The sequence below is a fragment of the Thermus sp. genome (assembly GCF_040290245.1).
In the GTDB taxonomy this organism is placed as follows: Bacteria; Deinococcota; Deinococci; order Deinococcales; family Thermaceae; genus Thermus_A.
The window spans coordinates 1-13,630 of sequence record NZ_PSMQ01000012.1 but is presented as its reverse complement, the minus strand read 5'-3'; the positions used below and the strand labels follow the sequence as shown (position 1 = coordinate 13,630).

The following is a 13,630-nucleotide window of genomic DNA, read 5'->3' as shown; positions in this document are numbered from 1 at the left end:
CTTACCCTCCTCTAAAAGCGCGGCAGGCTCTTAAAGTCGAACCCGGAGAGCTTGAGCCCTTCCAGGTACCCCACCAAAGCGTTCAGGTCCGCCTCGGAAAGCTGGGGAAAGCCGGGCATCTTCACCCCAGGCTTGAAGCCGGCTGGGTTTCTGATCCAGGCTTTAAGGTGCTCAGGCGTATGGTCCATAATACCCGCCCCGAGGGACAGCCGGTTCCCCACAAAAGCCAACTCCGGCCCGATGACCGCGGGGGGCTTTTTACCCGTGGCGTTGTGGCAGGCCGCGCAGTTTTGCTGGAAGACCTCCCGACCCCGGGGGTTCGCCACAGGAGGCTGGTAGGCCTGGGCCTCGGCCACAAAGCGGTCAAACTCCTCCTTGGGAAGGACCAAGACCCTAAAGAGCATCCGGGCGTGGCTCGCCCCACACAGCTCGGCACAGACCCCGTAGTAGTTGCCGGGTTTTTCGGGGGTGAAGTGGATGCGGTTCTTCTGCCCCGGGATCGCATCCTGCTTACCCGAAAGACCCGGCACCCAGAAGGAGTGGATGACGTCCCCGGAGGTGACCTCCAGCTGGACCGGGACCCCCACAGGAAGGATGAGCTCGTTGGAGGTGCGAAGGCCCAGCCCAGGGTAGGTAAAGTCCCACCAGAACTGGTACCCCGTAACCTCCACCGTAAAGGCGCCCGGCACCGCCTTGTTCACCTGGACCAGGCTCTTGGCGGTCAGGCCAAAGAGGATCAGGACGATGACGATGGGAATGGCCGTCCAGATGACCTCGAGGCGGTCGTTCCCGTGGATCTGAGGAGGCTCCCCCACCTCGTTTCCCTTAGCCCGGAACCTCAAGGCGATGTACGTCAGGCTCCCCGCCACTACACCGAAGATGAGAACCGCGAAGACCAAGACCCAGATCAAGAGCCAAGACACCTCGCGGTTGAACGAGGTGGCGGGGTTGAGCACCCCGACCCGGTGGCCCGCCTCGGCCAAGGCCAAGCCCAAACCCAGTAGCACACTTATGCCTTTCCTCATCTTCCCTCCTACAAGGCCCTGTCCAGGGCCATGGCCACAAAGAGCAGGGCCAGGTAGAGCATGGAGTATTTATACAACGAAACCGCCTGGGGCCGGGCCCCCCGGTTCAAAAGGGCCCAGGCCTTGAGGATAAGAAGGGCATTAAGGAAGAGGCTGGCCAGAAGGTAAAGGAAGCCGAGCTCTCCCAAAAGGAGGGGCATCAGGGAGATCAAAGCGGTCAGAAGGGCGTACAGGGCGATCTGGATCACCGTCACCCGCTCGCCTAGGACCACGGGAAGCATGGGCACCCCCACCGCCCGGTAGTCGTCCTCAATCATGAGGGCCAAGGCCCAGAAGTGGACCGGGGTCCAGAAGAAGATGAGGGCGAAGAGGTACCAGGCGAAGAGGTTCAGCTCCCCAGTCACTGCGGCAAAGCCCACCAAGGGTGGGAAGGCCCCCGCCGCTCCCCCGATGACGATGTTCTGCCAGGTGCGGCGCTTTAGGTAAAGGGTGTAGATGAGGACATACCAGATCAAGCCCATGAGGGCAAGGGTGGCGGCCAGAAGGTTGGCCGCCCCGGCCAGAAGGGCGAACCCGCCCAGGGCGAGGGCGAGGGCGAAGAGAAGGGCATTTCGGGAGGAGATCCTCTGCGTCACGGTGGGGCGGCGGGCGGTCCGTTTCATCCGAGCATCGATGTCCCGGTCGATGACCATGTTGATGGCGTTGGCCGCCCCGGCCATCATATACCCCCCAAGGGCTACAGCCAGGAAGAGCCCCGTCCCGGGCCAGCCCTTGGCCGCTATGAGCATGGCGGCCAAGGTGGTGAAAAGAAGGAGGCTGATCACCCGGGGCTTGGTCAGGGCCAGGTAGTCCCTCCAGGTGGCCTCCCCCGCTCCGCGGTGGACCCCGCCCGACTCCACCTGCTCCTGCCTCTGGGAAAGGCCTGCGGCCAGGAGCAAGAGGTAGGCGAGCCAGATCAGGTAGGAAAGGAGGAGGTGGAGGATCTGCATCCAGACCGGGGCCTTCAAGGCCACGTTGACGAGGCCGGCGAGGAGCTGGACCCCGTAGAGGTAGGCGAGGACCCGGGCAGAGCGCCTGACCCCAGGGCCAGGTCGGAGGAAGGCCACAAGCTGGGCAACCAGGACCACGTAAAGCCCCACGCTCACTGCGATCAGGGGGTGGAGGATCCGAAGCCGGACCAGGAAATGCTCCCCCGGGGTTAGGGCGCGCTCGACGGCCTCGAGGCTACTGCGAACCGGGAAGATGAGGTCCCCAAGAGCGGTCACCGCCCCGCTCATGCCCAGGAAAAGCAACGCCAGGGCCCCAAGTCCCAAGGCCCAGCCCACCGCCCCCTGGCCCCTGAGGCGAAGGGGCATCCCCGTGTGGGCGAAGTGGGCGGTAAGAAGCAGGCTAGCCAAAAGGAGGTAGGTGTTGGCCAGGTGGACCATCTGGACCACCGCCCGGACGGGGGTGGGGTTGTGGGCCACCCAGCCGAAAAGGACCAGGCTCGCCCCGAGGAGGGTCTCGGAAAGCATAAACAGGCCAGACAAGAAGGCCCCCAGCCGGACCGGGTGGCCCTGGGGGTAAAGGCGGAAGGCGGAAACCACCAGGACCAGGACCGAAAGGAGCGCCAGGCCGCTCGTGGCCCTGTGGGTGAACTCGATCAGGGTCTCGACCTGGGGGGCACGGGGGAGGATCTCCCCATTGCAGGTGGGCCAGTGGGCCCCGCACCCCGCCCCGGAGCCCGTGGCCCGCACATACGCCCCCCAAAGGGCTACCAAGGCGTTCCAGGCCAGGACCCCTATCGCCAGCCGCTCGAACCGGGACATACCGCCTTTCATTTTGACAGAGACCTCCCGGGCGGGGTGAGGTACATTTGTCCCTTCCGCCCCACCAACCCACCCTAAAGGCTATACCCAACCCCCCTATTTGACAAGGGTCCTTCCCCACCCCAATGCGCCCGGACCTTTAAGACACCCTGGGCCCAGCCTGGCGCACCCCCTCCTCCACGCCTTCCGAAAATTTCTGGAAGTTCTCCTGAAACATCCGGGCAAGCCGCCGGGCCTGCGCATCGTAGGCGGCCTTATCAGCCCAGGCCTCCCGGGGAAAGAGGAGCTTGCTGTCCACGCCGGGCACGGCGGCGGGGATCAGGAAACCGAAGACGGGGTCCTCGCGGAACGCCGCCTTTTCCAGCCCTCCGGACAAGGCGGCCTGGAGGATCGCCCGGGTCAGGGGAAGGGGGAAACGGTGCCCGACCCCATACGGTCCGCCGGTCCAGCCCGTGTTGACCAACCAGACGGAGGGGGCATGCCTTTGGATCTTCTCCCCCAGCATCCGGGCGTAAACCCCCGGGTGCAGGGGCAAGAAGGGCGCCCCAAAGCAAGCGGAGAAGGTGGCTTTGGGTTCTTTCACCCCCCGCTCCGTGCCCGCCACCCGGGCGGTGTAGCCAGAGAGGAAGTAGTACATGGCTTGCTCGGGGCTGAGCTTGGCGATGGGAGGAAGGACCCCGTAGGCGTCCGCGGAAAGGAAGAAGATGTGCCTAGGGTGGCCGGCGGTGCCCGATTCCACGACGTTCTCGAGGTGGGCCAAGGGGTACGAGGCGCGGGTGTTTTCCGTCTTGGAATCGTCTTCCCACGCCACCCGGCGGCTTTCCGGGTTCACCACCACATTCTCCAGAATGGCTTCAAACTGGTTGCTGGCCCTGTAGATGAGGGGCTCGTGCTCGGGAGAAAGCCGGATGACCTTGGCGTAACACCCCCCCTCGAAGTTGAACACCCCCTCCTCGCTCCAGCCGTGCTCGTCATCGCCGATAAGGGGGCGGCTCGGATCGGTGGAAAGGGTGGTCTTCCCTGTCCCGGAAAGCCCGAAGAAGATGGCCACATCCCCCATCTGGCCCACGTTGGCCGAGCAGTGCATGGGGAAGACCTCCTCCTTGGGCATGAGGTAGTTCATCACCGTGAAGACGCTCTTCTTAATCTCTCCCGCATACTTGGTCCCCACGATGAGAACCGTCCGCCTTCGAAAGCTAATCCCGATGAAGACCTCGCTCCTTGTCCCATCCCGCTCCGGCTCGGCCAAAAAATGGGGGGCATGGACCACGGTAAAGCCGGGGACAAAGGCCTCCACCTCGTCCTCGTCTTTGAACCCAGGGGAGAGGAACATGTTGCGGACGAAAAGGGCATGCCACGGGCTTTCCGTGACCACCCTGACCGGCAGGCGGTAGCGCCTATCCGCCCCTGCGTAGACCTCTTGGACGAAGAGCTCCTTCCCGGAAAGGTGCTCGGCCACCCTCTGCAGAAGGGCCGAAAAGGCCTCGGGAGGAAAGGGCTGGTTGACCTCCCCCCACCAGATCTCCCCCCTGACCTCTGGGTCCTCCACCACATACTTGTCCCGGGGACTTCTCCCCGTGTAGGGGGTGGTGTCCACCACCAAGGGCCCCTTGTGGGCCAGAAGACCCTCCCCTTTAAGGAGCGTCTTCTCCACCAGGACGGGCGAGGGGGTGTTCCAGTAGACCGGGGCTTTGGGTTCAATCCCTAGGCTTTTGAGGTTCCTCATACCCTCCTCCAAGGCCAGTCTATGGGAAACGTCCGCCTTTTTCCAAACGCTCAAGGGTGAGCCGCTTGCCCAGCTCCACCCCCGGCTGGTCAAAGGCGTTCACCCCCCAGAGCTCGCCCAGAAAGGCGGTCTGCCACATGAGGTGCTGCAAAAGCCAGCCCAGGTGGTAGGCGTCCACCCGGTCCAGGGTCAGGGTATAGGCCCTCTGGCCAGCCTCCGCCAGGGCTTCCTCCGTGGACTCGGCCTGCGCTTGGAGAACATCCAAAAAAGTCCGGCCCGCGAGGAAGCCGGGAAGCCCCGGTCCCTGGGGGATGGCTAGGGGTTCGTCCCAGAGGGGCAGGACCAAGACGATCAGTTTGTCTTTGGGACCTTCCCGGAAAAGCTGGACCTGGGCGTGCTGGTCCTGGGGGCCTAAAGCGGGAAGGGCGGTGGTGCCCACCCTTTGCCCCTTGCGGTCCACCTTGCCCAAGGACTCGTCGTGAAGCTGAACAAACCAGGCGGGGACGTGGCGCATCCGGGCGGAGTAGGGCATGAAGACGGTAATCGTCCGGCCCTCCAGGTAAGCCAGGTGCTGGATGAGGGCGGTTTTCAGGGGCAGGTTCTCTCCGAAAGGGCGGCCGGCCAGCCTGTTGGCCATCCGGGCCCCAGCGAGGAGGGCCTCGAGGTCGGCCCCGGAAAAGGCCAAGGGCAAAAGCCCCACCGGGGAAAGGGCGCTGTACCGCCCCCCCACCTCCTCCGGGATGGGGAAACTCGCCAGGCCTTCCTCCTCGGCGAACCGGCGCAAGGGGCCTCGGGTGGGGTCGGTGGTCACCACCACGTGCCTCTTCCAGTCCGGAAGGCTTTTCTTCAGCCAGTCCAAAAAGAGCGCGAAGGCGGAGAGGGTCTCGAGGGTGGTTCCCGACTTGGAGACCACATGGACCAGGGTCCGCCGGGGGTCTAACCGGTCCAAAAGAAGCCTGAGTGGGGTGGGCTCCACATGGTCCACGTAGTGAACCCTGACCCGCCCCTCCCCCAAGGCCTCCTCCAGGGCCATCGCCCCCAGGGAGGACCCCCCGATCCCGATGTGGACCAGATCCTCTACAAAGTCCAGGCTTTCTTGGTAGCGTCGCACCGCGCGTAGGGTCTCGGTGTCCTCGGGCAGATCCATCCAGCCTAAAAGGCTTCCAGGAAGCCCCTTTCTGGCCAGAAGCCCCCCCCTGGCCGCCTCCAGCGCCTCCCCCCACTCCCCAAGGGCCCGGTCCAGATCCAGGCCTAGGCGGTCCACCTTTAAGCCCAACATGGCCCCATAATAAGGGCATGGGCTATGTGCCTCCACCCATGCCTCAGCACGGCCTCGAGGAGGGCCCCGTCCTCCTGAAAACCGGTCGGCCCGCCCTGTTGCGCCGGGCCCGGCCTGAGGACAAGCCCCTTTTTCTAGAGTTCCTTTCCCGCCTTTCCGAGGACACGCTGAGGATGCGGTTCTTTTCCCCTACCAGCCCCGAGACGGCCGCCGACCTCCTCCTTTCCCAAAAGCCCGATGAGGAAAAGGTCACCCTCGTCGTCCTGGCAGGGGACCCGCCCCGGATCGTGGCCACGGGGGAGTATGTGCGGGCAAAGGGGAAGGACACAGCGGAGGTGGCCTTTCTAGTGGACGACGCCTACCAGGGGAAAGGGCTCGGGACCCTGCTTTTGGAAAGGCTGGCCCTCCTTGCGGCCAAGCGGGGCATCCGTCGCTTCCTGGCCTATACCCTGGCGGAGAACCAGAAGATGCTCTCCGTCTTCCAGGAAAGTGGGTTTGAAGTGCGGGCCTACCGGGAGGGGGGGGAGGTGGAGGTGGAGTTTGAAATCATCCCCAGCGAGAAGGCGGTGGAGCGGTTTGAGTGGCGGGAGAAGGTGGCCACCATCGCCTCCCTTCACCCCTTCTTCTTCCCCCGCGGGGTGGCGGTGGTGGGCGCGAGCCGGGACCCACAGAGCGTGGGGTACCGGGTTTTGGAAAACCTGGTCATGGGCCGGTTCCAAGGTCCGGTCTACCCGGTGAACCCCGAGGCCGAGCGCAAAGACGGGGTCCCCTTCGTGGGCCCCCTTTTGGCCTACGAGTCGGTGAACCAGATCCCGGGGCCGGTCGACCTCGCGGTGGTCACCGTGCCTAAGGAAAAGGTGGCCGGGGCCCTAGAGGCCCTGGGGCGGCGGGGGGTGCGGGCCGCCGTCATCCTCACCACCGGGTTCAACGAGAAGGAAGCAAAGGGGATCGCCGACCTGGCCCGCCGGTACGGGATGCGGATCCTGGGGCCGGGCTCCTTGGGCCTGGCCCACACCCACCGGTCAGTCCGGCTCGCAGCGGGGCTGGTCCCCCTGCCCAAGGAGGGCGGGCTGGCCCTTTCCAGCCAGTCCGGCACCCTGGCCCGGGCGGTCATCGCCTATGCGGAGGGGATGGGCCTGGGGATCTCCTCATTTGCCTCCTTGGGGGCCAAGGCGGACGTCTCCTCCAACGACCTCCTCCAGTTCTGGGAGGAGGACGAAAGAACCCGGGTCATCGTCCTCTACCTCGAGACCTTTGGAAACCCCAGGCGCTTCTCCCGACTGGCCCGCAGGATCGGGAAAAAGAAGCCCATCCTCGCCGTCCACCCCTCCCGGGACCCCTTGGTGCGGGCGCTATTCGCCCAGGCGGGGGTCATCCGGGTGAACGACCTGGAGGAGACCTTTGACGTGGCCCTTTTGCTCCAAGGCCCCCTGCCGCAAAACCCCCGGGTCCGGCTGATCGCCAACGCCTCCGGACCCAGCAACCTGGCTCTGGAAGCCCTGAAGGAGGGGGGTATGGAGGTGGAGCAGGTGGACCTCGGCTCCACGGCCCAGGCGGAAGACTTCCAAAAGGCTCTCCTCGAGGCCCTGGCCTCAGAGGCGGGAAGCGTCTTCCTCCTCTATGTCCCCATGGGCTTCGCCGAGGAAGAGGCCATCCTGGCGCCCCTTTACGAGGCGCAGACGGACAAGGTCCTCCTGGCCTCGGTGATGGGAGAGGCGAGCGTACGGGCACGCTTTTTGGGAAAGGTTCCCCTCTACCGCTTCCCCGAGTCCGCAGCCATCGCCTTGGCCCGGACCTGGGCCTACCGGGTGTGGCGGGAGGAGCCTCTGGTCTTCCCCGACTTCCCAGACCTCAAGGTGGAGGGGGCCAGGCGGCTTCTGGAAGGGAAGGCCCATCTAAGCCCTGAGGAGGAAGCCCAGCTTCTGGAGGCCTTCGGCCTCCCCCTAGGGGCCCGGGGAGGGTTGGAGCTCATTCTGAAGGTCGAGCCCCACCCCCTCTTCGGCCCCACCCTGGGCCTCCACCTGCCCACCCCCTTGGGGGAGACCAGCCTAGGCCTCCGCCTCTCCCCCCTTACGCAAAAGGACGCAAAAGAGCTCCTTGCCCCCCTGGAGGGCTTTGAGGACCCCGGGCCTTACCAGGAGATCCTCCTTAGGGTCTCGAGGCTTTTGGAAGAGTTCCCCCAGGTGGAGCGCCTCACCCTTAGGCTCAAGGGGCCCGGGATCGCCGCGCACGAGGTGAGGCTTGCGGATCGAAAGCCCTAAAAACCCCAGGATCAAGGCGCTGGCCGCCTTAAAAGAAAAAAGGGAGCGCCTTCGGACAGGCCTCTTCCTGGTGGAGGGCCTGAGGGAGGTGCGGCGGGCCCTGGAGGCCGGCCTCCGGCCCGAGATCCTCCTCCTGGGCCCTAGGGCCAAGGCGGTTCACGAGGAGGCAGAGGCCCTGGCCAAGGAGGCGAAGGAGGTTTTGGAGGTCTCCCAGGCGGCCTTGGAACGGGTCTCGAGCCGGGAAAACCCCGCCCAGGTCCTGGCCGTCTTCCCCATCCCCCAGAAGGACCCCCGAGGCTTCCAGCTCCCTCTGGACCCCCTGGTCTTGGCCGTGGTGGGGGTGGAAAAGCCCGGCAACCTGGGGGCCATCCTGCGGAGCGCGGACGCCGCGGGGGTGGATCTGGTCCTGGTCTCGGAGGGGGTAGACCTCTACAGCCCCCAGGTCATCCGCAACTCCACCGGGACCCTCTTCCACCTCGCGGTCCTTCCGCTTCCTCCCGAGGAGATGGGCCGCCTTCTGGAAGAAAGGGGCCTCTTCTTGGTGGCCGCCACGCCCCAAGGGGAAAAGACCTACTGGGAGGAGGAGTACCGGCGGGGGGTGGCCTTCCTGGTGGGGGCGGAGGACGAGGGCCTCCCTCAAGCCTGGCTGGAGCGGGCCCAGGCCAGGGTGCGCATTCCGATGGAAGGGCGGGCGGACAGCCTCAACGTGAGCGTGGCCACGGCCCTCCTCCTTTATGAGGCGCTTCGGCAAAGGCGGGGTGGGGGAAGGTGACCCCCTCTAGCTCAAGGGGCCAGCCGAAAGGCTACGTTCGACACCGAAAGGTGGAGAACCCTCCCCCTTTCGGATCCACCCCCATTTTGATTGACTGGACGGGGCTCGATCTTCAAAATCATATATGTGAGGTGAAGACATGATTGTTGGACTGATTGCCCCCATTTCCCTGGGCGCTTTTTCCTGGTCCGCCCACTCGAGGCCCGGGCTCAGCGGGTGTGGCCTAGACGTCAAGGACTGCCCCTACATGCCCCTATAGACCTTGTTGGTTCTCCTCCTCGGCCTGCTCATCTGGAGCCTACCCAACCAGTCTTTGGTTCTGGCCTTGGGGTGGGGGGTCCTACTGGTCGGTCAAAGGCTCTATCCCCAGGGTTTTTTATGGCTGGCCTTCTTTCCAGGGCTTCTGCACCTTAAGGACGCCCTCTGGGCAGGCTGGGCCTCGAGCACAGCCGCCCTTCTCCTTTTGGGCCTTTTCCTCTCCACAAAAAATCGCCCCTGGAGCAGCCTTCTCCTCCTCCCCTTGGCCCTCCAAGGAGGACCGGTGGGGCTTTTCCTCCTGGGAGGGATCCATGCCTTGGCGCGCATAGAGAGCCTGAAGGAAGAGGCAAGGGCCCGGGGTGCGGCCTTCCTCCCTTCCCCAGCCGGGGTTCTGACCCCCCTACTCCTGGGGGGTCTCCTTTCGGGGCTCGCCTTCCTGTCCCTTCCTCACCTCCATCTTCCCCTACCCACCTGGACCAGAGCCCCCCTCGAGGCGGCCAGGAAGGCCCTCGAAGCCCCGGCGGAAAAGGTGGTCTACGAAGCCCTCAAAGAGGGGTTCCCCCCCTGGGTCCTCTGGTTGGACCGGGCCCTGGAGTACGCCCTTCCCCTAAGCCTCCTCCTTCTCCTTCTGGTCCTTCTTCCCCTCCTTGGCCGGGGAAAAAAGACCCCCTGGGGCGGCTTCCACCTCCTCCCAGTGGTTCTATCCCTTTTCGCCTTCGGCCTCCTCCTCCTCTACCTGGGCACCCTAGGCAGAGGGGAAGGGGCTGGGGGAGCCCCTCTCCTCCCAGGCCCAAGCCCCCTCTTGGAAGGGGCAGGAAAGGGCGAGGCGGTGCCGGGCCCCCGAGGGCTTGGGGAGGTGGGCGTGGCCTTGGCGGGGCTTTCCGCCCTCCTTACCCTCGCCCTCCTTCTGGTCCTGGCCCTTTGGATCTGGCGGATCTGGCCCAGGGCCAAGGAGGGGGCTCCCGAGGAAAACCCCCCCAACGCCAAGAGGGGCGCAGGAGGCCCCCTGCCCCTCCCCCAAGACCGGGTGCGCCGGGCCTATGCCCTAGCCCTCCAGACCCTGAGGAAGAAAGGCCTTCCCCGCCTGGCCCCCGAGGGGCCTCTGGAATACCTGGAGCGGGTGCGAGGCCTTTTCCCCGAGGCCGCTCCCGCCCTCGAGGGCCTCACCCGGCTCTACCTCCCTGTGCGCTACGGGGAAAGGACTCGCGGGGAAGAAGCTGAGGCTGCTGAAGCGTTTTTGGAGGTTATCCTTAAGATATGCTCTACGAACGCATCCAAGGCGCCCTGAAGGACAGGGTCCTCCTGCGGGAGGAGACGCTAAAGCTCGCCCTGGGAACCCTCCTCGCGGGGGGCCACCTCCTCTTAGAGGATGTTCCAGGAACCGGCAAGACCACCTTCGCCAAGGCCTTGGCGCGGGCCCTTGGGCTTTCCTTTAGCCGAATCCAGATGACCCCTGACCTCCTCCCCCAAGACCTTACCGGGGTCTACCTGCTCCGGGAAGGGGGGCTGGTATGGCAAAAGGGGCCCATCTTTGCCCAGATTCTCCTAGTGGACGAGCTCAACCGGGCTACCCCCCGCACCCAGTCCGCCCTCCTCGAGGCCATGGGGGAAGGGCAGGTGACGCTGGAAGGGGAGACCCACCCCCTACCCCAGCCCTTCTTTGTGCTGGCCACCCAGAACCCCGTGGAGGAGGAGGGCACCTACCCTTTGCCCGTGGCCCAGCTGGATCGGTTCACCGCCCGGCTTTCCCTTGGGTACCCGGATGAGAGGACCCTCCTCAAAACCCTAAGGGGCAAGGACCCTCTGGCGGGCCTGGAGCCCGTTACGGAGGCCAAAGAGCTCGAGGCCCTCAAAGGGCAGGTCAAAGGGGTCAGGGTGGGGGAGGCCGTCTTGGAGTACCTTTTAGGGCTCGCCTCTTGGCTGAGAAGCCGGGAAGAGGTGAGGCTCGGCCCCTCCCCGCGGGCCCTGCTTCAGGTGGAGCGGCTGGCCCAGGCCTTGGCCCTTTTGGAAGGGCGGGCGTTCGTCATCCCCGAGGACGTGAAGCGGGCCTTTCGGGCGGCCTTGCCCCACCGCCTCCTCCTCAAACTGGAGGCGGAGCTCGCAGGGCTTAGCCCCGAACCCCTTGTGGAAGCGGCCCTGAAAGCGGTGCCTGCACCTGTGGAGGTTTAGGTGGCCCTGGGGCTTCTCGCCCTCCTTTTGCTCTTGCTGCTCGCCCAAGCCTCGAGGCTTATCCGGGTCCAGGCGCGCGCCCTGGGTTTCCCCTCTGGGTTCCCTGGCCGGAAGGGGGAAGGGCGGCTCGAGGTAGAGCTTTTCGCCCCCCTCCCGGTCCTTTACCGCCTCAGAACCCATCCTTCCGCCCCTTTGGGCCTCGAGCCCCAGGAGGCTTTGGGCCTGGCTTGGGGCAGGCTTCGGCTCAACCTCCCCCTCCCCTATGGCTACCGCCGCCGGGGGGAGCACCCTTTGGGCCTCTCCCTCCGCTTGGAAAGCCTCTTTGGAACAGGGGCGAGAACCCTTGACCTCGAGGCGGGCCGAGCCCTGGTCTTCCCTCCCCTTAGGCCCCTGACCCCCCACCGGAACACGCCCAGCTTCTTCCTCGAGGGAACGGTCCGCCCCACGGGCCTCCCCGATCCCCTGGAGACCCGGGGGCTCAGGCCCTACCGGCCTGGGGACCCCTTGCGCCTGCTCGCCCCCAAGGCCAGCCTCCGCCTGGGCATCCCGGTGGTACGAGAGGTGGAAAGAACCCTTCTGGGAAGTCTTTTTGTTCACCTGGACACCCAAGGCCTTCACCCCGCTTACCTAGACCACGCGGCAAGCCTTGCCGCCTGGCTTCTCCTCCAGGCGGAAAAGCGGGGGGAGCGGTTTGGGCTTTCCGCCTCGGAGGTCCTGCCCCCCGGCCGGGGCAGGGCCCATCTCCGCCGGGCTTTGGCCCTTCTGGCGCGTCTGGAGCCCACCCCAATCCCTGCCCTACCCCCCCTGCCCCCTCCAGGAAGCACCTACATCCTCCTGAGCCAGTGCGCGGAGACAGTCCTCCTCAGGGCACTCCTAGAGGGGATGGCCCGGGCACGCAAGGGGGTTTTGATCCTCCTGCCCGAAGGGTACTTCCTCTTTCCCGGGGAGAAGGGCCGGCCCGCCTTCGGAAAAACGCCGGGCCTGGAACGGGTCCTAGCCCTTAAAGACCACCTGGCCGCTCACCGGGTGGAACTCCGGGTGGTCCGGGGGCACCAGACCCCCCTTTTATAACCTCCACCTCAACCCCCTTGACAAAGGGGACAGGGGGTTTAATAATGAAGGCGGTTTGACACTCTTAGCCCTTGAGCGTCAAAGGGGGGAGTGAGTATGGCGACGGAGGTGAAGACGGTGCTGAAGCCCTTAGGCGATCGGGTGGTGGTGAAGCGGATCGAGGAGGAGCCCAAGACCAAGGGCGGGATCGTCCTGCCCGACACCGCGAAGGAGAAGCCCCAGAAGGGGAAGGTCATCGCGGTGGGCTCCGGCCGGATTCTGGACAACGGTCAGAAGCTGCCCCTCGAGGTCAAGGAGGGGGATATCGTGGTCTTCGCCAAGTACGGCGGGACGGAGATCGAGATCGACGGCGAGGAGTACGTGATCCTGTCCGAGCGGGACCTACTTGCCGTGGTCCAGCAGTAAGGAGGTGAGGTATGGCGAAGGTTCTGGTGTTTGACGAAGCGGCCCGCAGGGCGCTCGAGCGCGGTGTGAACCTGGTGTCCGATGCGGTGAAGGTCACCCTTGGCCCCCGGGGTCGGAACGTGGTCTTGGAGAAGAAGTTCGGCTCCCCCACCATCACCAAAGACGGGGTGACGGTGGCCAAGGAGATCGAGCTGGAGAACCACCTGGAGAACATCGGGGCCCAGCTCCTGAAGGAGGTGGCCTCCAAGACCAACGACGTGGCGGGGGACGGGACCACCACCGCCACCGTCTTGGCCCAGGCCATCGTCCGGGAGGGGCTGAAGAACGTGGCCGCCGGGGCCAACCCGCTCGCCCTTAAGCGGGGGATTGAGAAGGCGGTGGAGGCCGCGGTGGAGAAGATCCGCTCCTTGGCCATCCCGGTGGAGGACCGGAAGGCCATCGAGGAGGTGGCCACCATCTCCGCCAATGACCCCGACGTCGGCAAGCTGATCGCCGACGCCATGGAGAAGGTGGGCAAGGAGGGGATCATCACCGTCGAGGAGTCCAAGAGCCTCGAGACGGAGCTCAAGTTCGTGGAGGGGTACCAGTTTGACAAGGGGTACATCTCCCCCTACTTCGTCACCAACCCCGAGGCCATGGAGGCCGTCCTCGAGGACGCCTTCATCCTCATCGTGGAGAAGAAGGTCTCCAACGTCCGGGAGCTTCTGCCCATCCTCGAGCAGGTGGCCCAGACCGGCAAGCCCCTCCTCCTGATCGCCGAGGACGTGGAAGGCGAGGCTTTGGCCACGTTGGTGGTGAACAAGCTCCGGGGTACCCTGAACGTGGCGGCCGTCAAGGCCCCCGGCTTCGGTGACCA

Annotated in this window: 11 protein-coding genes; 7 read left to right on the top strand and 4 right to left on the bottom strand. The window is 65.4% G+C overall.

Going from position 1 to position 13,630, the window contains the following annotated elements:
• Positions 1–11 precede the first annotated feature (11 nt).
• The 4 genes from coxB to C4301_RS03015 form a co-directional block, all read right to left on the bottom strand.
• A complete protein-coding gene (gene coxB / locus C4301_RS03030; RefSeq protein ID WP_352413644.1) occupies positions 12–1,025 on the bottom strand; it encodes a cytochrome c oxidase subunit II in 1,014 nt (337 codons plus the stop codon).
• 8 nt (positions 1,026–1,033) lie between these two features.
• Positions 1,034–2,833: a heme o synthase gene (locus C4301_RS03025; RefSeq protein ID WP_352413643.1), complete on the bottom strand. Its 1,800-nt coding sequence runs from the start codon at positions 2,831–2,833 to the stop codon at positions 1,034–1,036.
• Positions 2,834–2,972: 139 nt separating this feature from the next.
• Positions 2,973–4,559 carry a phosphoenolpyruvate carboxykinase (ATP) gene (pckA, locus tag C4301_RS03020; protein ID WP_352413642.1) on the bottom strand — a complete coding sequence of 529 codons (1,587 nt, stop codon included), beginning with the start codon at positions 4,557–4,559 and terminating at the stop codon, positions 2,973–2,975.
• A gap of 19 nt (positions 4,560–4,578) precedes the next feature.
• Positions 4,579–5,838 carry a phosphoglucose isomerase-related protein gene (locus tag C4301_RS03015; RefSeq protein ID WP_352413641.1) on the bottom strand — a complete coding sequence of 420 codons (1,260 nt, stop codon included), beginning with the start codon at positions 5,836–5,838 and terminating at the stop codon, positions 4,579–4,581.
• Positions 5,839–5,855: 17 nt separating this feature from the next.
• On the opposite strand from C4301_RS03015, the gene C4301_RS03010 reads away from it, so the two are divergent.
• From C4301_RS03010 to groEL, 7 genes are all read left to right on the top strand, one after another.
• On the top strand, positions 5,856–8,099 hold the full coding sequence (locus tag C4301_RS03010) for a GNAT family N-acetyltransferase (RefSeq protein ID WP_352413640.1): 2,244 nt from the start codon (positions 5,856–5,858) through the stop codon (positions 8,097–8,099).
• The gene (locus tag C4301_RS03005) at positions 8,080–8,871 is read left to right on the top strand and encodes a TrmH family RNA methyltransferase (protein ID WP_352413639.1); all 792 of its coding nucleotides are present in this window, start codon (positions 8,080–8,082) and stop codon (positions 8,869–8,871) included. Before C4301_RS03010 ends, C4301_RS03005 begins: the two co-directional genes overlap by 20 nt.
• A gap of 265 nt (positions 8,872–9,136) precedes the next feature.
• Complete coding sequence (locus C4301_RS03000) at positions 9,137–10,417, top strand: DUF4129 domain-containing protein (RefSeq protein ID WP_352413638.1); 1,281 nt, start codon at positions 9,137–9,139, stop codon at positions 10,415–10,417.
• The gene (locus C4301_RS02995; protein WP_352413637.1) at positions 10,387–11,298 is read left to right on the top strand and encodes an AAA family ATPase; all 912 of its coding nucleotides are present in this window, start codon (positions 10,387–10,389) and stop codon (positions 11,296–11,298) included. Before C4301_RS03000 ends, C4301_RS02995 begins: the two co-directional genes overlap by 31 nt.
• Positions 11,299–12,369 carry a DUF58 domain-containing protein gene (locus C4301_RS02990; RefSeq protein WP_352413636.1) on the top strand — a complete coding sequence of 357 codons (1,071 nt, stop codon included), beginning with the start codon at positions 11,299–11,301 and terminating at the stop codon, positions 12,367–12,369. It abuts the gene before it with no gap.
• Positions 12,370–12,465: 96 nt separating this feature from the next.
• Positions 12,466–12,774, top strand: a complete 309-nt coding sequence (groES, locus tag C4301_RS02985; RefSeq protein ID WP_352413635.1) for a co-chaperone GroES — start codon at positions 12,466–12,468, stop codon at positions 12,772–12,774.
• 11 nt (positions 12,775–12,785) lie between these two features.
• Positions 12,786–13,630 (top strand): chaperonin GroEL (gene groEL, locus C4301_RS02980; protein ID WP_352413634.1); only part of this gene is annotated, 845 nt, incomplete at its 3' end.